The following is an 18,958-nucleotide window of genomic DNA, read 5'->3' as shown; positions in this document are numbered from 1 at the left end:
AAGAACTGATCCAAGTTTTGGGGCATCTGCAAGGCAGATGTCTCCATATTTCTGAGACCAAATCTTAAAAATTCGAAACCTGGGCGTTCGGCTGGGTCAGGCGGGATTTACGCACATCACGGCAGTGTGGCGCGCAATCATCATCGGACCGACACCACAGGAGGATGCCCATGCCACAGAACTCTCCCCGTCTAAATCTGCCCTATCTGCAACCCGCGCAGGCCCAAAAACATGTGACCCATAACGAAGCGCTGCGTGCGCTAGATCTGGTGGTGCAGCTAAGCGTTGCGTCCGTTAACGCGACTATCCCACCAGCTGCTCCTGATCAGGGTGAAACCTATGCATTGGGCACGTCTCCGACCGCAGCATGGTCCGGACAGGATGGAAAACTGGCGGCTTGGTTGGACAACGGGTGGCATTTCTTGACGCCCGACATGGGCTGGCGGGCTTGGGATCAAAATGCAGGGCTGTTGAAAGTCTGGGACGGGTCGGCGTGGATCGACCCGCCGGTCAATACACAGAACCTTTCCGGGATCGGCATCGCAACCGGATCAGACAGCACAAACCGTCTGGCCGTACGTAGCCCTGCCACCTTGTTGACGCATGAGGGCGCTGGCCACCAACTCAAGATCAACAAGGCTGGTGCCGGTGATACTGCCTCGCTGCTGTTTCAATCGAACTGGACCGGCCATGCCGAAATGGGCCTATCCGGCGATACAAATTTTTCAATCAAGGTCTCGCAGGATGGCGGAAGCTGGGTCGATGCTTTGCGGTTTGACGCCACAACCGGAACAGCCAGCGGAGCGGCTGTGCAAAGCAGCGCCGATGACACCACCTCGGGTCGCCTGATGCGGGCAGATTACGGGTACGGACCGGGCAATGTGCTGGGCACCGTATCCGAAAGCAGCGGTGTACCCAGCGGAGCGGTGATCGAGAGGGGCAGCAATGCAAATGGTGACTACACGCGCTTTGCTGACGGAACCCAGATTTGCACCGCCGTTCTAAGTGCGGTGGCCTGCACGACCGCAACTGGTAGTATGTTCGCCAGCGGTACCGCCAATTGGGATTTCCCTATTGCCTTTGCTGACAGCAGTTCTCCCGCTCTCAGCGGGAACGGCGGCGGTATTGGCCGATTTATGGGGTTTGACGCACCTTCAGAAACTCAAGCGACGTATCAGGTGATGGCTCCATCCTTGGACGCTACCAGTATAGCGCCAACAGTGATCGCAGTCGGACGTTGGTACTGAATAAAGACCGTTCGGGCCATCGCCCGGACGGTTATCGTTCTTGCAAATTGGTTTCTGACCGATCCAGACAACACGCAAAGATCTGTCTTATCCTGTACCCAAGATCGACACCTGGAACCCAGCTAACAACCCTATCATTTCACTCTTTGTGAAAGCGGCAGATCAAGGCCAGTTACAAGGCCGCCGTCCATACGCGATATCGACCCTGCCCGGTTACTTCGCGGATTAGCCCCCTATCGCTGAATTTGTCCAGATTTCGCTGTGCCGCTGCACGCGAGGCATGGGTCAGTTCTTCGGCCAGCGGGGCGGAAACCATCGGCCAAGCCGTTAATGCATCAATCAGCACGGGTGGGGTTCGACCGCTTAGGTCCGAAATGGCGTCGCGGGCGCGCCCTTCCCAAGCGCTGATCCGGTCCAAATGCAGCAAAGCCGCAAGTGAGGCCTGACCTGCCCCCTGAATCCAGGCCGAAAGTTTCTCGTCCAACGATCCTGCCCCCCGCAATGCACCTGGGCCCGACAGAGAAAGCGGCATGAACAATGCGCCACCTCGACCCATCGCGGCGGCATGGCGGGCCGCGATGACCGCGGCCTCGGTATCCTGTCCGATGCCAGGAGACAACGCGCGCCACGCGTGAAATCCGATGGCGGCCTGGGTAACCGGGTGCAAACCGGCGACATTTCGCATGGTTTCCGCCAGATCAATCACTGCTTCGGGTGTATCTTCGAAACCTTGGGCCTGACGGTCTAGAAAAGCGGTCAGCCCCGCATCCCAGCCGCCCTCTGATGGCGCAGCACCCGACGACAGCCGCCTCACTGCCCATCCCGCCCGATACAAAGCCTGCACATCATCACCGGTTGCTCCGATCCGCAAACCGGTCCAAAGCGCAAGGCGGTCGACGCTGATCCGATCGCCCGTCCACCAGCCCAGATCCGAGACCTCCATCAGGGCCAGACGGTGACCCCACCCCTTGGGACCCGCGCGCAAACGTTCATCCAGAGCTCCAAATGTCACGGCCAGATCGGCAAGTTCAGCTGATAACTCGGATTGGGCCGCACTCCAGTCCCTTGGGTCAAACAGCAAACGCTGGTCCGGTCTCGGTACAGAGGGCAGAAATTCTCCCGGGTCTTCTTCGCCGTCGGGCGGAAGGAACCACAAATCGTCGTCTTCCGGCGGATCGGCGTCATAGATGCTGCGCGGCCCTTCTTCCAAGGCCTCATCATCCGGGTCCGGTATCTGAGGGTTCGGCTTCATGTCGGGTATTCTTCGGGCATTTACCGCGGTTCACAAGTGGTTTTGCGGATTCTTGTCGCTCAGCCTGAGAACGCCTCGGTCAAAACACTTAGTTCTCCACTCAGGTCTGTTTGCGCATCTCCACCCAACAGCATATAGCCGTAGCCATCATTCGCCCATGTCGCTGTCGCAAGACCACTGAGCACCGCAAGGTTCACATCCTTGACCGGTGCTCCCGCGCCTTGCCGGATCACACAAAACGCCACCGGATTACCCTGGGCGTCAGCAAAGACCACCTGCACCAAAGGTTTACCTTTGAACGACAGTACCTGAGCACGTTTCAGATCAAGGCCCGGCAGAGTTTCCAACACGTCCCGGTTCAGTGAACGACCCAACTGAGCCTCGGCCTGAACAAACTGCGCGTCCAGCGTTTGCTGAGAATTGTCCAGATCGGCAATCGTGTCCGGTGAATAAAGCGATTGATAGATCGCAGCCTGCTCCGCCCAGCCCAATGCCTGTGGTCGCGTGGCCCAGAATGTTGCAGACGCAGCAATAACAGCAACTGAGGCTGCGACCGTCAGCAAACGGAGCGGTCCGGCATTGGATTGTTGAGCGCTCGGAATGGGCAGATCGATCGAAGGCGCCTCAGTTGGAATGCCTTCAAAAGCCTGCTGCACAACCTGGGCAAATGGGTCGAGCGCCATGAGACGGTGTTCGAGTGCAGAATCCTCGGCCACCGCGTCTTCGATGGCGCGGGCTTCGGCCTCATCGAGGCTGCCTTCCAGATAGGCCAGAAGTGTTTCGTCGGAAAACTTCATTTGCCACTCCGTTGCACGGTGTCAGCCGCATCGTGCTGCATAACGGTTTTCAGTTTCTGCCGGGCATTGGAAAGCCGGCTCATGATTGTGCCGATGGGTACGTCCAGCATATCCGCAGCTTCGCGGTAGCTGTAGCCTTCGACAAACACAAGCATCACCGTTTCACGTTGCGCCTCTGGCAGCTGCATCACTTGAGTAAACACCTGAGCGGCGAAAATATTCGTTTCTGAATCAGGCCCTGTCGCGACTAATTCCGCCTCGGGCGTGACTGAAAGCGCCTGCGCCTTTCTTACGGATCGCGCCCGTATCTCGTTCAGCCAGATTGAACGGCAGATCGTCATCAGCCAACTGTCCAGCCGTTCATACGAGGTGACCTGGTGGTGCTTCTCCAACGCACGCAATGCCGTCGCCTGCAACAGATCATCCGCAACGTCCGACGCACCCGACAAAGCCAGCCCAAACCGCCAGACCCGTTTCGAGTGGGTCTGGATTGCGCCGCGCACGGCTTGTTCGGTGCTCATCTCAACACTCATCGAATAAAACGCGACCTGTGTGTGTTTGCTTTGACATGGGACCGGGCCCGCTTGGTCAGAACTGTCATAGATCCTGGAGGAAAGAAATGAAACTTCTGTTCAAAACAATCACGATTGCGTCGGCTATTATTGCAGGCCCGGGTCTGGCTGCAGATTGGACACTAAACCCGGATGCGTCTCATCTGGCTTATGGAACGGTCAAGATCGATGATGTTGGAGAGGTCAATTCTTTCACCAACCTTTCGGGTCATGTCAGCGAAGATGGCAAGGTTAGTATCGATATCGATCTGTCGTCGGTCGAAACGAATATCGACATCCGTAACGAACGGATGATCGAGTATGTGTTTCGCAAAGCCGCGACCGCAACCTTGAGCGCGAATATTGATATGGACCAAGTGTCGAAGCTGGATGTGGGTGCCAGTAATACGATTGAGGTGGATGCGAAGCTGGCTCTGGCGGGGACCGAGGTGGAATTCTACACCGATATGTTTGTCCTGCGTGTGGCCGAAGATGCCGTCATGGTTTCAACCAACGACATGGTGTTCATCAGCACCGAGGATGCGGGCGTTTCGGTAGGCGTAGACAAGCTGATGGAGTTGGCACAACTACCCAGCATCACCCGCACCGTACCGGTGACCGCACGATTGATGTTCAGTTTCGAAGGCTGAAACCTAAGAAAAGAACGGGGTCGAATTTGGCCCCGGCTTATGCCCCCCAAGTGTCGCTTAGGCGATAGCCGCCAGGCCATGGGTCATCGGGGTCCAGCATGTGCTGGTGCGTACCCGTAATCCAGCCTCGCCCCGAGATTTCCGGGGTGATCGCCACGCGGCCGTTCAGATCATGCCGTTCTACGATACGGCAGCGAAATTCACTGTTGATGACTGAACGCGCGTGGTAGCGATCGGTCATCGTCATTTCTCCCTTGGCCAGCAAAACCGCCATCCGCGCTGAAGCACCGGTGCCACAAGGTGAACGATCCAGCTTACCCGGTTTGATGGCGACAGTATTACGTCCGATGAGAATATCGCCCTGACGATCGAGCGGGCCTGCAATCTGGCAGAACGAAATGTGGCTCCAGTCTTTAGTAGGGTGATCGAAGCCAAGCTGCTCATTGGCAGCATCGGTGATGCGCGCGCCAGTCCTTGCAAGATCAGCCCCTTCATCAGGGGTAAGCTCGAAACCCAGATCGGCGGCATCGACAATTGCAAAACTGTCGCCACCAAACGCGGTATCCACGCGCAACGTCCCGATGCCCTCAACCTCGATCCGGGCATCCAGCTTGTCGACGAAACTTGGCACATTATGCACAAAGATACGTTCGGCCTTACCATTGCGGCATTCGGCGCGGACGCGGATCAACCCTCCTGGGGCTTCCAATGTCAGATGGGTTTCAGGCTCGTGCATCGGAAGAATGCCACTGTCCAACAGAACCGTTGAGACACAAATCGAGTTGGAGCCTGACATCGGTGGCGTGTCTTCTGGTTCCATGATGATGAACGCTGCATCGGCCTCGGGGTTTTTTGGTGGAACCAACAGATTCACATGGCGAAAGACACCGCCGCGAGGTTCATTCAGCATGAAGTCCCGCAATGTCTGGTCTTCAGCGATAAAGGTCCTTTGGTCCCATATCGTCTCTCCCGGAGGCGGAGCGACACCACCGACGATAACGTCGCCCACTTCGCCTTCAGCATGGGCCGAGATTACATGGATGGTTTTGGAACTGCGCATAAAGCCTCCGGAAAGCCGATGGATAATGCGCAGTCATGCAAAACAGATCCGGTCTGGCAAGCCTTATCGCAGCCGCTGACCCGTCTCGGGATCGAACAGCATCGCACGCTCAGGACGAACCGAAAGCCCGATGCGGTCACCCTTCGTACTGCGTTGGTCTTCCCGTTCTTCCACAATCAGCTTATCGCCATTTGGCGTCAGCAGATAAGAATATGAAACACCACCGAGCGCTTCGGTCAGATCAACTGTGCAGGTGTCACCGTTTCGATCCACCTGAATATGCTCGGGGCGAATACCCAATGTTACTTTCGTCGCTCCTTTGGGAACGCTCTCGGTGACCGGGACATCATCAGTAAGTGCTGGGTGCCGCACCATGCCGTCCACGACATCGCACTCAAGGAAGTTCATTGCAGGAGACCCGATGAAACCCGCCACGAACTTATTGTCGGGGTCGCGATACAGGTCCATAGGGGCTCCCACTTGCTCAATCCGACCGTCGCGCAATACCACAATCTTGTCGGCCATGGTCATCGCCTCAACCTGATCGTGCGTAACATAGATCATCGTCGCGCCGATTTCCTGATGAAGCCGCGCAATTTCAACCCGCATTTCCACGCGAAGTTCTGCATCCAGATTCGAGAGCGGTTCGTCAAACAGGAACACCTCGGGGCCGCGCACAATGGCACGCCCGATCGCGACCCGCTGACGCTGACCGCCGGACAACGCTTTGGGTTTGCGTTTCAGATATTGGTCGAGCTTCAGAATATTTGACGCTTCCTGAACCTTCTGATCGATCTCGGCCTTGGCAACACCGTTCATCCGCAGACCAAATCCCATGTTCTCGGCCACGGTCATATGGGGATAGAGCGCATAGGTTTGAAAAACCATCGCCACTCCGCGTTTGGCCGGATCCACATGCGTGACTTCACGTGCGCCGATATGGATTTCCCCGTCCGAGGTTTCTTCCAAACCCGCGATCATCCTCAACAGCGTCGACTTACCGCAGCCCGAGGGGCCCACGAACACGCAAAACTCACCATCTTCAATCTGCAGATCAATCCCGTGAATGACCTGCGTCTGGCCATACCGTTTGATCGCGCCTTTCAGGGTTACACCTGTCATGTTGCTTGCATCCTATTCTGTTGGCCCTCGGGGAACCGCCACGCCTGTGATTCTGTGCCGATCTGTTCAGCGACGCGCCGGACGCGCGGCACCCAAGATTGCAATTGCTCGAAATCCATTCGCCCAGTCGATCCTGTCACCGATAGGGCCCCCAACATGCGGCCCCCATTAGTCAGAATCGGGCAGGCAATGCAGATGATGCCAGGCTCATGCTCTTCATCATCAACTGCGTAACCCCGGCTGCGGATCTTAACGAGATCAGCCCGTAATGCCTTTTCCGAGGCCAAGGTCTTGTCAGTGAACCGATGAAAGCTTTGTTGCGAGATCGTCTTTTCCAACTGTGCCTCGTCCAAATAGGCCATCATCGCTTTGCCAACGCCTGTGCAATAGGCCGGGCCGACCTTGCCGGCCTCGGAATACATCTCAATTGGTCGTTGCGCGTTGCGCTTATCCACATAAAGCACCTGCCCGGAATCAAGTTGCGCCAAGTGCACGGTCTCCCCTGTCTCGGCGCTGAGAGCGTCCAGGAAAGGCCGCGCAATTGGAGCTAATGAGCTATGCGTCCATGCCGAATGTGCCAGTCGCACCAATCGCATACCTGGCGAATAGGTCTGCCGTTCCGGTTCGTAACGCAGCATGCCCTGATTGGTTAGCGACTGCAGAAAGCGGTATAGCGTCGCCTTGGGAAATTCACTGCGCTCCAGCAATTCCCCGAACCGCACCGGGCGTTCGAAGGCCGCGACCTGTTCCAACACGTCACATGCTTTTCCTATTGTTCCGTCACCTGCCACGGGTGCCTGTTCTCCTCCACTTTCCCTCGGCTTTGGGCACGAGGGTCTTGACAAGAGTAGCCGAGTCGATGTGTAGTTTTCAATATATAAAACAAGGTTTCAATATTTGAGACCAATATGGAAGCTTAAGGGAGGAAACTATGCATTCCATGTTCAAGCGCACAGCGGCTGCTTTGGCTGCCAGTGTGGCACTTGCTGCGCCCGTCGCAGCAGAGCTGACCGGCGAGCTGCGAATCTTCCTCGATACGTCCAACCCGGCGCCGCGCGCGACGATGGAAGCGATGATCGAGCGATTCGCGGCCGAACATCCCGGTCTGGAAATCGAAACCACCGTGATCGACCGTGAGGCCTACAAGACCCAGATTCGCAACTTCCTGACGGCTGACACGCCAGACGTTGCCACATGGTATGCAGCCAACCGGATGAAGCCTTATGTTGAAGCGGGTCTTTTCGAAGACGTCTCGGACCTGTGGGCTGAACCTGAAATCGCCGACAATCTGGCGTCGACCAAAGGTGCGATGACCATTGATGGCAAACAGTGGGGCGTTCCGTACACCTACTATCAATGGGGCGTTTATTACCGCAAAGACATCTTTGATGAGCTGGGTCTGACCGAGCCGACCACTTGGGAAGAAGAACTGGCCAACTGCCAGAAGATCGTCGATTCCGGCCGCGCCTGTTATACCATCGGCACCAAGTTCCTGTGGACAGCAGGTGGCTGGTTTGACTACCTGAACATGCGCACCAACGGGTTCGACTTTCACAATCAACTCGCAAATGGCGAGATCAGCTGGGAAGACGACCGGGTTAAGCAGACCTTCGCCAACTGGAAACAGCTGATCGACATGGGCGCATTCATTGACAACCACCAGACCTATAGCTGGCAAGAAGCCCTGCCCTTTATGGTCAACGGTGAGGCCGCCGCCTATCTGATGGGTAACTTCGCTGTGGCTCCGCTGCGTGAAGCAGGCCTAACCGACGATCAGTTGGACTTCTATCAGTTTGTCGCCATCAACCCCGATGTTGAACTGGCTGAAGACGCGCCGACCGATACGTTCCATATCCCGGCCAATGCCTCGAACAAGGAAGCCGCGCGTGAGTTCCTGCGTTTCGCAGTCTCTGCGGACGAACAGACCGAAATCAACAACGGTGCAAACCTCGGCCAGTTGCCTGTGAACGCGCAATCTGCAGTGGACGACGACAAGTTCCTGCAGCAGGGCTTTGTCATGCTATCGTCTAACAGCCCCGGCGGTGTTGCACAGTTCTGGGACCGCGACGCACCAGCGGAAATGGCAAAAGTGTCGATGGAAGGCTTCCAGGAATTCATGGTCAAGCCGGACAACGCTGACAAGATTCTGGCCAAGCTGGAACGTGCGCGCGAGCGCATCTACGACAACTAAATCTTGTCCAGGGTCGGGCTGAAGCCCGGCCTACACCTTGCACAATAGTAGGGCGGGCGTCAGCCCGCCTTCACCCACCAGATCCGAGATGCCCATGACCGCTGCCGTTGACGCCCCCGAGCAAGAAAGCTGGTTCCACAGAAACCAACAGCGCATCGCGCCCTGGCTGTTTTTGGCTCCGGGTCTGTTGTTCTTCATGGTCTATGTGATCATCCCGGTCTTTCAGTCTTTCAATCTGTCTCTTTATGAATGGGACGGTTTAGGTGCAGCTGAATATGTCGGCTTTCGCAACTATGAAGATCTGTATTGGGAATGGGTGGACCGCGACGCTTTCTACATCTCGCTCAAGAACAACCTGATCTGGCTGATCCTGTATCTGGCCGCAATCCCTGCAGGCTTGTTTATTGCACTGTTCCTGAACCAGACGGTCTGGGGCATCCGCCTCTACAAGTCTTTGTTCTTCTTTCCCTTCGTCATCTCTCAGGTCGTCGTTGGGCTAGTATTCACATGGTTCTACGACCCAACCTTTGGCCTTCTAAACGAATTCCTAAGCCTCTTTGGCCTAGGTCCACTGAACGTGCTGGGGGATGAGCGCTTCGTAACCTACGGCATCATCTTCGCAGGTCTATGGCCACAAACGGCCTATTGCATGATCCTCTACCTCACCGGCCTGAACGCCGTCGACCCCGAACAGATCGAAGCCGGGCGTCTGGACGGCGCAAAAGGTGGGCGAATGCTGTGGCACATTATTCTGCCGCAGCTGCGCCCGGCAACATTCATCGCATTCGTTGTGACAATCATCGGCGCGCTGCGCAGCTTTGACCTGATCTCGATCATGACACAGGGCGGTCCTTTTGGCTCGTCCCGCGTGCTGGCCTACTACATGTTCGAGGTCGCGCTGTCCGAATACGGCTTCCGCATGGGATATGGCGCAGCTATCGCTGTGATCCTGTTCCTGATTATGCTCTGCTTCATCGCCTACTTCCTGTGGTCGATGTACCGCGAAGAAAGGGGGCACTGAGATGTTTCCCAAACCGATCGAAAAACAACCCCGTGCGGCACAGATCACTTATCAGGCGATGTTGCCTCTGGCACTGCTACTATGGCTGGGGCCCCTTTTGGCGGTCGCACTTTTCTCGGTCAAACCAGCCGCAGACTTCACCAATGCGAATTACTGGGGGATGCCGTCCAGTTTTGAGGGCGCGTTCAACTATGGTCAGGTCTTTTTCAATTCGGATATGCCACGTTACTTGATGAACTCGTTCCTGATCACCGTACCAACGGTAATCGGGGCCGTTGCGCTCAGTTGCATGACAGGCTTCGCGCTGGGGATCTACAAATTCAAATCGAACCTCTGGATCTTCTTCATGTTTGTGGCGGGCAATTTCGTACCCTTCCAGATCCTGATGGTCCCTGTGCGCGATCTCACGCTGGAGTTGGGCCTTTACAACACCAAAACAGGGCTTGTGCTATTCCACATCGCCTTCCAGACCGGGTTCTGCACGCTCTTCATGCGCAACTTCATCCGCGCCCTGCCATTCGAACTGATCGAGGCCGCACGGGTCGAGGGCATAAGCGAATGGCGAATCTTCTGGTACGTCGTTCTACCACTGATGAAACCGGCCATCGCCGCACTCAGTGTCCTGATTTTCACCTTCATCTGGAACGACTATTTCTGGGCTGTTGTCCTGACCCAAGGGGCCGAAAGCCAGCCCGTGACAGCCGGGATCACCAGCTTCAACGCGCAATTTCGCGCTGCTTATCAGTTGATGAGTGCCGGTTCTATAGTGGCAGCCCTGCCGCCGGTTGCCATGTTCTTCCTGATGCAGAAACACTTCATCGCGGGCCTGACCCTCGGTGCCGTAAAATAACGTCAAACCAGAGGTTTACCTCATGACCAAGATCACCTTTGTAGGTGCAGGTTCCACGATCTTCATGCAGAACATCGTGGGCGACGCCCTGCTCACCCCTGCCCTTGCAGACAGCCACTTTGCGCTGATGGATATCGATCCGGTGCGCTTGGCCGAAAGCGAAGCTGTGGCCAAGGCCATGATCCGCTCAGTCGGCACGGGTGCAACCGTCTCAACCCACACGGATCGTCGCGCGGCGCTGGACGGCGCAGATTTCGTGATCACTGCCTTTCAGGTTGGCGGGTATGAGCCTTGCACGGTGACAGATTTTGAAATCCCAAAACAATATGGCCTGCGTCAGACTATCGCCGATACGTTGGGTGTTGGTGGCATTATGCGCGGCCTGCGCACTGTGCCCGTTCTGTGGGGCGTCGCGCAGGACATGATGCAGTTGTGCCCCAACGCAACGCTGCTGCAATATGTGAATCCGATGGCCATCAACACCTGGTCTCTGGCTGAGCGCTTCCCTAATCTGAAACATGTCGGCCTGTGCCATTCTGTCCAGAACACGGTCGAAGAACTGGCGCATGATCTAGACCTGCCCAAGACGGACTTTCGCTACAAAGTTGCCGGTATCAATCACGTCGCGTTCTTCCTCAAGCTCGAGCATGAAGGCCGCGATCTGTATCCGGCTTTGCGTCAGGGCTATCGCGCCGGGCATTTACCCAAGCCTCCGCTGCTAATGCCGCGCTGTCCAAACAAAGTCCGGTACGAAGTGATGGACCATCTTGGATACTTCTGCACCGAAAGTTCCGAGCATTTTGCAGAATACGTTCCTTGGTTCATCAAAGACGGTCGCAATGACCTGATCGAACAGTTCAGCATACCGCTGGACGAATACCCGACCCGCTGTGTCGAGCAGGTGGCCAATTGGAAGGAACAGGCCAAGACCCTGACAGATGGTCGGAACATTGAAGTAACCCGAAGCCATGAATTCGCCGCCGACCTTATGAACGCAATCGTGACAGACACGCCGTACACAGCTTACGGCAACCTGCCAAATACGGGTCAGATTCCGCAACTACCCCTAGGTGCAGCGGTTGAAACGCCGTGTCTGGTTGACTCGAATGGCGTCCAACCTTCCGTGGTCACGGATATCCCGCCACAACTGATCGCGTTGATGCGGACCCAGATCAACGTACAAGAGCTAACGGTTCGCGCGCTGACCGAAGAAAGCCCCGAATACATCTATCACGCCGCAATGATGGATCCCCATACTGCGGCCGAGCTGGATCTGCGCCAAATTCGCAGCCTCGTCACCGATCTGCTTTCTGCCCATGGCGATTGGCTGCCAGATTGGTGCCGTCCAGCCCGCGCAGCTTGATCTTCGTCTTCTAAAAAAACTTTCAATTCCAACGCCAGACAGACAGAGCCAATAATGACCAAGAAACGCCGTTCACAGCATTGGTACGGAAAACTCGATAAGGACGGGTTCATTCACCGGTCCTGGATGAAAAACCAGGGCTTTCCGGATCACGCTTTTGACGGGCGCCCCATCATCGGCATCTGCAACACATGGTCGGAACTGACGCCCTGCAATTCGGGCCTTCGTGATCTGGCCGAAGGCGTGAAACGGGGCGTGTGGGAGGCAGGCGGCTTTCCAGTGGAATTCCCCGTTATGTCGCTGGGCGAGACCCAGATGAAACCCACCGCCATGCTGTTTCGCAACCTGCTGGCGATGGATGTCGAGGAATCGATCCGCGCCTATGGTATCGACGGCGTTGTCCTGCTGGGTGGATGCGACAAGACCACCCCGGGGCAGCTGATGGGTGCAGCCTCGGTCGATTTGCCGTCCATCGTGGTTAGCTCTGGCCCGATGCTGAACGGCAAATACCGGGGTCAGGATATCGGCTCGGGCACCGATGTCTGGAAGTTTTCCGAGGCTGTTCGTGCCGGAGAAATGACACTTCAGGATTTCATGAACGCTGAATCAGGCATGTCGCGTAGCGCGGGCGTGTGCATGACTATGGGCACCGCTAGTACCATGGCCTCATTGGTTGAGGCGATGGGCATGTCGCTGCCCACCAACGCCGCCCTGCCTGCCGTTGATGCCCGCCGCATGGCACTGGCGCATCTGACCGGCAAGCGCATTGTCGAGATGGTGGACGAGGACCTCAAGCCATCAGATATCCTGACCAGGGAGGCGTTTGAGAATGCCATCCTCGCCAATGCAGCCGTCGGAGGATCGACAAACGCAGTGGTCCACCTGTTGGCACTTGCAGGTCGCGTGGGTGTCGACCTGACGTTGAAAGACTTTGAAATCGGATCGGAAATCCCCCTGCTGGTCAATTGCATGCCTTCTGGCAAATACCTGATGGAGGATTTCTGTTATGCAGGCGGTGTGCCAGTGGTTCTGAGCGAACTCAAACCTTTCCTGCGCCCGGCAAGAACAGTTCTGAACAAGGACATCTCGGCCCACTGTGAAGGGGCTGAGTGTTTCAACACAGACGTCATCCGCCCATTTGACGATCCGGTAAAACCCGCCGCAGGCCTGCGGGTTCTGCGCGGCAATCTTGCGCCCAACGGGGCAATCGTGAAGCCTTCGGCGGCCACAGATGCACTGCTGGAAACCGAGGCCGAAGCATACGTTTTTGAAAGCATCGAAGATCTGAAAGCCAATATCGACCGCGACGACCTACCAGTTACACCTGAGACCATTCTGGTCCTCAAAGGTTGTGGGCCCAAGGGCTATCCAGGGATGCCCGAGGTTGGGAACATGCCGATCCCGGCCAAGCTGGTCAAAGACGGCGTACGCGACATGATCCGGATCTCGGACGCGCGTATGTCTGGTACTGCATTCGGGACAGTTATCCTGCATGTCAGCCCTGAGGCTCAGGCCGGTGGTACGTTGGCGTTGGTCAAAACCGGTGACCGTATTCGCGTGTCCGCGAGCAAGGGCGAGCTGCAGCTGCTGGTCGACGAAAAGGAACTGGACGCCCGCCGCGCCCTGTGGCAACCGGACGATCCGCATTACTCGCGCGGGTATGCGAAGCTTTATATCGACCACGTGTTGCAGGCTGATCGCGGCGCGGACCTTGATTTCCTTGTGGGCAAAGACACGCGCTTAGTGACGAGAGAGAGCCACTGATGGATCAACCTGCTACATTTCAAGACCTCAACGGAGCCTCTGTTTATATCACCGGCGGCGGTTCGGGCGTTGGTGCAGCGTTGACTGACGGGTTCATGGCCCAAGGGGCTAAAGTTGCCTTTATCGGTCGGTCAGATGCCGGTGAATTTGTCGAACAGATGCGTGACAAGCACGGCCGCGCCCCCTTGTTTTTGCAGGGTGACATGACCGATACCGAGCTGTTGCACGCCACCATGGCCAAAGCAGCTGAAGCCCATGGCCCGATTAAAGTGCTGGTCAACAACGCCGCGAATGACAAGCGGCACTCACTTGAAGAATCTACAACCGAGTTCTGGGACTGGATGATCGAAGTCAACCTAAAGGCCTACTATTTTGCCTGTCAGGAAGCCGCGCGACAGATGAAGGACAAAGGCGGTTCGATCATCAATTTCAGTTCGATCAGTTACCTGATGGGGAACGCAGGTTATCCAATCTATACAAGTTCAAATGCGGCAATCACCGGCATGACACGCTCGTTGGCGCGTGAACTTGGGCCACATAAAATTCGCGTCAACGCGCTGGCACCGGGATGGGTTCTGACACAGAAACAGCTGGACATGTGGGCCACACCCGAAGATCTGGCTGCGCATATGGATCGTCAGAGCCTGAAAGAGCATCTGACGCCCGAAGACATGATCGCACCAACCCTGTTTCTGGCTTCAAGCGCAAGCCGTGCAATGACCGGGCAGTGCATGGTGGTTGACGGCGGCGTGGTAGGAACGGGGTGACGCTATGAATGTCGAGTGGATCGCTGTTGACTGGGGAACATCTCATCTGCGGGCATGGGCCATGCAAGGTGATAGCGTTTTGGCACAGGCCGCGTCGTCAGATGGTATGTCCCGCACAGCCGGCGGAGGTTTTCAGGCAGCCCTGCTAGCTTTGATCGAAGGTTGGCTGCCCGGGCAACCGGTAGATGTGATCGCCTGCGGAATGGTTGGGGCACGGCAAGGTTGGGTCGAGGCCCCGTATTCCGCTGTTCCGTCCGAACCAATCCCGATCGTACCATTCCGTGTTCCAAACACCGATCCGCGCATTCGGGCCTTCGTTGTTCCGGGGCTGAAACAGACCAGCCCTCCCGATGTGATGCGCGGCGAAGAGACTCAGATCGCGGGGTTCCTCAGCACGCATCAGAATTGGGACGGTGTGATTTGCCTGCCCGGCACGCATACAAAATGGGCCCAGATCAGTGCGGGTGAGGTCGTTAGTTTCCGAACCTTCATGACCGGTGAGTTGTTTGATCTGCTGCGCGGGCAATCCGTTCTGCAGCATTCAATTGACGAGGGCTGGGACGACGCGAGTTTTTCTGAAGCGGTTGCCGACATGCTGTCGAAACCCGAGCAGCTGGCAGCGCGCCTATTCGGGCTACGGGCTGCTGATTTGCTGCACGGTCAAAACAAGAGCGTTGCACGCGCCCGTCTTTCAGGGTTCCTGATTGGCGCCGAGCTTGCCGCATCGCGACCCTATTGGCTGGGCCAGCAATTGGCGATCATCGGCTCGGAAAGCTTATCCAACGCCTACGCAACCGCCCTGCAGCAACAAGGTGCCATGGTCGAAACCGCAGACGCCACAATCGCAACACTTGCGGGTCTGTCGCAGGCCCGAACATTAACGAGGCAAACCGCATGAGCCGCCCCATCATTGCCATCCTGCGTGGGCTGCCCCCTGACGAGGCAATACCCGTCGGTCACGCCCTGTTGGAAGCGGGCATAGACCGGATTGAGGTTCCGTTGAATTCTCCCGATCCGCTGGAAAGTATCCGAGTTCTCGCCTCGGAAATCGGGGACCGCGCGCTTATTGGGGCGGGTACTGTATTGACCCCCGATCAGGTTGACGCGGTTGCCGATGTCGGGGGCAAACTGATCGTTTCGCCAAATTGCGATGTGTCAGTGATCCAACGCTCTGTCGCACTTGGGCTGCAAAGCTGGCCGGGTGTGTTCACCCCGACCGAGGCCTTCGCTGCGCTCCAGGCCGGGGCTACGGGGTTAAAACTTTTCCCCGGTTCGCTTGCCGGTCTTGCAGGGTTGGCTGCGCTGCGCCCTGTTTTGCCGCCGGGTGCTCAGGTCTTTGCGGTGGGCGGTGCGGGCCCCGAGAACTTTGGAGCCTGGATCGAGGCCAGCGCCGACGGCTTCGGAATTGGATCTGCGCTCTATAAGCCCGGAATGGCAGTTGGAGAAATAGCAAACCGTGCCCGGCAAATCGTTGCTGCCTATGATGAGGCCGTTGGATGAGTCAGGTCTATGACGACCGCCCCTGCGAATTGGGCGAGGGGCCATTGTGGCACCCTAAACGGCAACAGCTTTTCTGGTTCGATATCATCGGCAAGCGATTGATGACGCGAGAAAATGAACAAGCGCATAGCTGGGCGTTCGATGAACATGTCTCAGCCGCAGGATGGGTAGACCGTGACACTTTGCTGATCGCGTCGGAAACCGGCCTGTGGCGATTTGGGCTTGAGAGTCGAGCCAAAGATTTGATCGCCCCGCTTGAGGTCGACAATCCGGTGACTCGATCCAATGATGGGCGCGCCGATCCTTGGGGCGGGTTCTGGATTGGCACCATGGGCAAACTGGCAGAAGTAGGCGCAGGTTCGATCTATCGCTATTGGAATCGCGAGCTACGGCCATTGGTCCGAGATATCACCATCTCAAATGCAATCTGCTTTGCGCCGGACCGATCCTGCGCCTATTACAGCGATACCGCCACCAAGCTGGTCATGCGTTGGGAACTGGACGCGCAGACAGGCTGGCCCATAGGAAAAGCGGCGGTCTTCCTTGACCTGCAAAGCGAAGATCTGAACCCGGACGGCGCTGTGGTTGATCGCTCCGGAAACATCTGGATCGCCCAATGGGGTGCCAGCCGGGTCGCAGCCTATACCACCAGCGGTCAGTTCCTGAAAGCTGTCGTCTTCGATGCCAAACACACTTCGTGCCCGAGTTTTGGTGGTGATGACCTGACTACACTGTTCTGCACCACCGCCCGCCAAGGGCTGGACGCGGACACCCTTGCAAGAACGCCGACGAATGGCATGACACTCACCGCGCCAAATGTGGCGCAAGGTCAAGCTGAACACAGAGTTATACTATGAAGCCGGAACTTGGCGTTTGCTATTACCCTGAACACTGGCCCGAAGAAAACTGGGCTCAGGACGCCGCGCGCATGGTCGAGACTGGCTTGAAATGGGTCAGGATCGGCGAATTCGCCTGGAGCCGAATGGAACCCACTGCTGGAGACCTGCAATTCGACTGGTTGGATCGCGCGATTGAAACCTTGGGTGCGGCAGGGCTGAAGATTGTGCTGGGCACCCCGACGGCAACACCTCCGCGATGGATGCTGGACAAGCATCCCGACATGCTGGCTGTGGATGCTGATGGCAATCTACGCAAGTTCGGCTCACGCAGACATTATTGCTTTAGTCACACCGGCTATATCGACGAATGCAAGCGGATCACGAAGATCATGGGTCGGCGCTATGGCCGCAACCCGTATATCGCTGCTTGGCAAATCGATAACGAATATGGCTGTCACGATACGACGCTCAGCTATAGTGCTGCGGCGCTGTATGCTTTTCACCGCTGGCTGGCGGACCGATACAACTCGATCGACGCGTTGAACGATGCCTGGGGGAATGTGTTCTGGTCGATGGAATATAACAGCTTCGATCAGATCGAGCTGCCGAACCAGCCCGTAACCGAGCCCAACCCGGCACACGTTTTGGCTTTTCGCAGGTTCAGTTCGGATCAGGTGGTGGCGTTCAACAAGGCCCAGGTCGATGCGCTGCGGCCGCTAACGGTTCAACCATTGCTGCACAATTACATGGGGCGTGTGCTGGAATTCGATCATTTCGATGTAGGCAGGGATTTGGACATCGCGACGTGGGACAGCTATCCGATTGGCTTCCTGTCGGATCGGTTGGAAGTGGACGAGCCGCACAAGACTGCATTTCTGCAGCAGGGTGATCCGGACATGCAGGCCTTTCACCACGACCTATACCGCGCCGTCGGTCGAGGCCGTTGGTGGGTCATGGAACAGCAACCCGGTCCAGTGAACTGGGCCCCCTACAACCCGGCACCCCTGCCCGGCATGGTGCGTCTCTGGTCGCTTGAGGCGGTGGCCCATGGGGCCGAAGTGGTCAGCTATTTCCGCTGGCGGCAAGCACCGTTCGGGCAGGAACAGATGCATGCCGGTCTGCTTACCCCGCATGGCGACGAAGCACCCGGTTTGGCAGAGGCGCGTCAGACCGCCGATGATCTGGCCGCGATAGGCACGGTTAAACCAGCCCATGCACAGGTTGCTATCGTCTTCGATTATGCATCTGACTGGGCCTGGACAACGCAGCCTCAGGGCGCGGGGTTCGACTATTTCCGGCTCGTATTCTCTGCCTACCGCGCGTTGCGGCGCGCTGGGTTGTCGGTGGATTTCGTGCCTCAGGACAAGGTCGGCAAGGAGCACTATAATCTGATCCTAGCACCGGGCCTGGCTGCCCTAGGCGATCTTGAACAAAGGCTACTACAAGGATGTGATCTTGCCGTTCTGGGACCGCGCAGCGGGGCAATCACCGCAGATTTTCAGATCCCTGATTCGGGGCGCCCAGGTCTTGATGGCCTCAGCAGCCATGTCGATCTGATCGAAACTTTGCCACCCGGCGTAACCCGTATTGTCGAAGGGGGTGGTGCTGCGGAACATTGGGTTGAGCGCTTGTCAGGCTCCGCCCAAAAATTGCTTTCTTTCGCAGATGGCGCTGCGGCGTTGCATGGCGGTGCCGGTCTTTGGTATCTGGCGGCGTTCCCGGATGAGGCCCTTTGGGATCGCGTCATAGCCATCGCGGCTCAAGAAACCGGTCTGGCGCTCCACCAGATGCCCACAGGGCTGCGGCGGCGTGAGACGCAGTCGCACGAGGTGCTGATCAACTATAATGCGCATTCTGTGACGTGGGACGGCCAGCAGATCGAGGGATGTGATGTCCTGTTCAGGAAGCGCGGCTCATATAAACGTTAATCTAGATACCGCTAACATAACCTGTTAGATGGCGTGACGCTGGTCATGGCTCCAAC

Annotated in this window: 18 protein-coding genes; 12 read left to right on the top strand and 6 right to left on the bottom strand. The window is 57.0% G+C overall.

What is annotated here, in order from left to right:
* Positions 1-170: 170 nt before the first annotated feature.
* The gene (locus tag ACR0MJ_RS10465) at positions 171-1,247 is read left to right on the top strand and encodes a DUF2793 domain-containing protein (RefSeq protein ID WP_480568649.1); all 1,077 of its coding nucleotides are present in this window, start codon (positions 171-173) and stop codon (positions 1,245-1,247) included.
* A 172-nt stretch (positions 1,248-1,419) separates the two neighbouring features.
* On the opposite strand, the gene ACR0MJ_RS10460 is transcribed toward ACR0MJ_RS10465, so the two are convergent.
* The 3 genes from ACR0MJ_RS10460 to ACR0MJ_RS10450 are packed head-to-tail and all read right to left on the bottom strand — an operon-like array spanning position 1,420 to position 3,817.
* Positions 1,420-2,499 (bottom strand): helix-turn-helix domain-containing protein, encoded by a 1,080-nt coding sequence (locus tag ACR0MJ_RS10460; protein ID WP_170611654.1) that lies wholly within the window; start codon positions 2,497-2,499, stop codon positions 1,420-1,422.
* Positions 2,500-2,558: 59 nt separating this feature from the next.
* Complete coding sequence (locus tag ACR0MJ_RS10455) at positions 2,559-3,296, bottom strand: hypothetical protein (RefSeq protein WP_170611657.1); 738 nt, start codon at positions 3,294-3,296, stop codon at positions 2,559-2,561.
* Positions 3,293-3,817: an RNA polymerase sigma factor gene (locus ACR0MJ_RS10450; protein WP_255612221.1), complete on the bottom strand. Its 525-nt coding sequence runs from the start codon at positions 3,815-3,817 to the stop codon at positions 3,293-3,295. Before ACR0MJ_RS10450 ends, ACR0MJ_RS10455 begins: the two co-directional genes overlap by 4 nt.
* 98 nt (positions 3,818-3,915) lie before the next feature.
* Between ACR0MJ_RS10450 and ACR0MJ_RS10445 the strand changes: the two genes are divergently transcribed.
* Positions 3,916-4,497 carry a YceI family protein gene (locus ACR0MJ_RS10445; RefSeq protein ID WP_480760905.1) on the top strand — a complete coding sequence of 194 codons (582 nt, stop codon included), beginning with the start codon at positions 3,916-3,918 and terminating at the stop codon, positions 4,495-4,497.
* A gap of 37 nt (positions 4,498-4,534) precedes the next feature.
* Here the strand turns inward: ACR0MJ_RS10445 and ACR0MJ_RS10440 are convergent, their stop codons facing one another.
* The 3 genes from ACR0MJ_RS10440 to ACR0MJ_RS10430 all read right to left on the bottom strand — a co-directional run bounded on the left by ACR0MJ_RS10440 (position 4,535) and on the right by ACR0MJ_RS10430 (position 7,470).
* Positions 4,535-5,557: a trans-3-hydroxy-L-proline dehydratase gene (locus tag ACR0MJ_RS10440; protein WP_480760904.1), complete on the bottom strand. Its 1,023-nt coding sequence runs from the start codon at positions 5,555-5,557 to the stop codon at positions 4,535-4,537.
* A 63-nt stretch (positions 5,558-5,620) separates the two neighbouring features.
* Complete coding sequence (locus ACR0MJ_RS10435) at positions 5,621-6,679, bottom strand: ABC transporter ATP-binding protein (RefSeq protein ID WP_480706224.1); 1,059 nt, start codon at positions 6,677-6,679, stop codon at positions 5,621-5,623.
* Entirely contained in the window at positions 6,676-7,470 is a 795-nt protein-coding gene (locus tag ACR0MJ_RS10430) for an IclR family transcriptional regulator (protein WP_480760903.1), read from the bottom strand. Before ACR0MJ_RS10430 ends, ACR0MJ_RS10435 begins: the two co-directional genes overlap by 4 nt.
* Before the next feature lie 140 nt (positions 7,471-7,610).
* Here ACR0MJ_RS10430 and ACR0MJ_RS10425 point away from each other — a divergent pair, with 140 nt between their 5' ends.
* The 10 genes from ACR0MJ_RS10425 (at position 7,611) to ACR0MJ_RS10380 (ending at position 18,902) form a co-directional block, all read left to right on the top strand.
* The gene (locus ACR0MJ_RS10425) at positions 7,611-8,870 is read left to right on the top strand and encodes an ABC transporter substrate-binding protein (RefSeq protein ID WP_170394448.1); all 1,260 of its coding nucleotides are present in this window, start codon (positions 7,611-7,613) and stop codon (positions 8,868-8,870) included.
* A 94-nt stretch (positions 8,871-8,964) separates the two neighbouring features.
* Entirely contained in the window at positions 8,965-9,891 is a 927-nt protein-coding gene (locus tag ACR0MJ_RS10420) for a carbohydrate ABC transporter permease (RefSeq protein WP_170394445.1), read from the top strand.
* A 1-nt stretch (position 9,892) separates the two neighbouring features.
* On the top strand, positions 9,893-10,741 hold the full coding sequence (locus ACR0MJ_RS10415; protein ID WP_170394442.1) for a carbohydrate ABC transporter permease: 849 nt from the start codon (positions 9,893-9,895) through the stop codon (positions 10,739-10,741).
* 22 nt (positions 10,742-10,763) lie between these two features.
* Positions 10,764-12,104, top strand: coding sequence for an alpha-galactosidase (gene melA, locus ACR0MJ_RS10410; protein ID WP_480760902.1), 1,341 nt, complete (start codon positions 10,764-10,766; stop codon positions 12,102-12,104).
* A 54-nt stretch (positions 12,105-12,158) separates the two neighbouring features.
* Positions 12,159-13,868 carry an IlvD/Edd family dehydratase gene (locus ACR0MJ_RS10405; protein WP_480760901.1) on the top strand — a complete coding sequence of 570 codons (1,710 nt, stop codon included), beginning with the start codon at positions 12,159-12,161 and terminating at the stop codon, positions 13,866-13,868.
* A complete protein-coding gene (locus ACR0MJ_RS10400; protein WP_170625528.1) occupies positions 13,868-14,635 on the top strand; it encodes an SDR family NAD(P)-dependent oxidoreductase in 768 nt (255 codons plus the stop codon). Before ACR0MJ_RS10405 ends, ACR0MJ_RS10400 begins: the two co-directional genes overlap by 1 nt.
* Before the next feature lie 4 nt (positions 14,636-14,639).
* Positions 14,640-15,533 carry a 2-dehydro-3-deoxygalactonokinase gene (locus tag ACR0MJ_RS10395; protein WP_480760900.1) on the top strand — a complete coding sequence of 298 codons (894 nt, stop codon included), beginning with the start codon at positions 14,640-14,642 and terminating at the stop codon, positions 15,531-15,533.
* Positions 15,530-16,135: a 2-dehydro-3-deoxy-6-phosphogalactonate aldolase gene (locus tag ACR0MJ_RS10390; RefSeq protein ID WP_170735907.1), complete on the top strand. Its 606-nt coding sequence runs from the start codon at positions 15,530-15,532 to the stop codon at positions 16,133-16,135. Before ACR0MJ_RS10395 ends, ACR0MJ_RS10390 begins: the two co-directional genes overlap by 4 nt.
* Positions 16,132-16,992 (top strand): SMP-30/gluconolactonase/LRE family protein, encoded by an 861-nt coding sequence (locus ACR0MJ_RS10385; protein WP_480760899.1) that lies wholly within the window; start codon positions 16,132-16,134, stop codon positions 16,990-16,992. Before ACR0MJ_RS10390 ends, ACR0MJ_RS10385 begins: the two co-directional genes overlap by 4 nt.
* Complete coding sequence (locus tag ACR0MJ_RS10380; protein ID WP_480760898.1) at positions 16,989-18,902, top strand: beta-galactosidase; 1,914 nt, start codon at positions 16,989-16,991, stop codon at positions 18,900-18,902. Before ACR0MJ_RS10385 ends, ACR0MJ_RS10380 begins: the two co-directional genes overlap by 4 nt.
* Positions 18,903-18,958 lie beyond the last annotated feature (56 nt).

This window comes from Ruegeria sp. C6 (assembly GCF_056537625.1).
This window is presented reverse-complemented; position numbering and strand designations above follow the sequence as displayed.

What these genes read in the sequence shown, in the direction of transcription:
- ACR0MJ_RS10450 (WP_255612221.1), bottom strand. Translation starts at nt 3,817, where the DNA reads ATGAGCACCGAACAAGCCGTGCGCGGCGCAATCCAGACCCACTCGAAA.
- ACR0MJ_RS10380 (WP_480760898.1), top strand. Translation starts at nt 16,989, where the DNA reads ATGAAGCCGGAACTTGGCGTTTGCTATTACCCTGAACACTGGCCCGAA.
- ACR0MJ_RS10425 (WP_170394448.1), top strand. Translation starts at nt 7,611, where the DNA reads ATGCATTCCATGTTCAAGCGCACAGCGGCTGCTTTGGCTGCCAGTGTG.
- ACR0MJ_RS10420 (WP_170394445.1), top strand. Translation starts at nt 8,965, where the DNA reads ATGACCGCTGCCGTTGACGCCCCCGAGCAAGAAAGCTGGTTCCACAGA.
- ACR0MJ_RS10465 (WP_480568649.1), top strand. Translation starts at nt 171, where the DNA reads ATGCCACAGAACTCTCCCCGTCTAAATCTGCCCTATCTGCAACCCGCG.
- ACR0MJ_RS10400 (WP_170625528.1), top strand. Translation starts at nt 13,868, where the DNA reads ATGGATCAACCTGCTACATTTCAAGACCTCAACGGAGCCTCTGTTTAT.
- ACR0MJ_RS10405 (WP_480760901.1), top strand. Translation starts at nt 12,159, where the DNA reads ATGACCAAGAAACGCCGTTCACAGCATTGGTACGGAAAACTCGATAAG.
- ACR0MJ_RS10435 (WP_480706224.1), bottom strand. Translation starts at nt 6,679, where the DNA reads ATGACAGGTGTAACCCTGAAAGGCGCGATCAAACGGTATGGCCAGACG.
- ACR0MJ_RS10390 (WP_170735907.1), top strand. Translation starts at nt 15,530, where the DNA reads ATGAGCCGCCCCATCATTGCCATCCTGCGTGGGCTGCCCCCTGACGAG.
- ACR0MJ_RS10395 (WP_480760900.1), top strand. Translation starts at nt 14,640, where the DNA reads ATGAATGTCGAGTGGATCGCTGTTGACTGGGGAACATCTCATCTGCGG.
- ACR0MJ_RS10385 (WP_480760899.1), top strand. Translation starts at nt 16,132, where the DNA reads ATGAGTCAGGTCTATGACGACCGCCCCTGCGAATTGGGCGAGGGGCCA.
- ACR0MJ_RS10445 (WP_480760905.1), top strand. Translation starts at nt 3,916, where the DNA reads ATGAAACTTCTGTTCAAAACAATCACGATTGCGTCGGCTATTATTGCA.
- melA (WP_480760902.1), top strand. Translation starts at nt 10,764, where the DNA reads ATGACCAAGATCACCTTTGTAGGTGCAGGTTCCACGATCTTCATGCAG.
- ACR0MJ_RS10460 (WP_170611654.1), bottom strand. Translation starts at nt 2,499, where the DNA reads ATGAAGCCGAACCCTCAGATACCGGACCCGGATGATGAGGCCTTGGAA.
- ACR0MJ_RS10455 (WP_170611657.1), bottom strand. Translation starts at nt 3,296, where the DNA reads ATGAAGTTTTCCGACGAAACACTTCTGGCCTATCTGGAAGGCAGCCTC.
- ACR0MJ_RS10440 (WP_480760904.1), bottom strand. Translation starts at nt 5,557, where the DNA reads ATGCGCAGTTCCAAAACCATCCATGTAATCTCGGCCCATGCTGAAGGC.
- ACR0MJ_RS10415 (WP_170394442.1), top strand. Translation starts at nt 9,893, where the DNA reads ATGTTTCCCAAACCGATCGAAAAACAACCCCGTGCGGCACAGATCACT.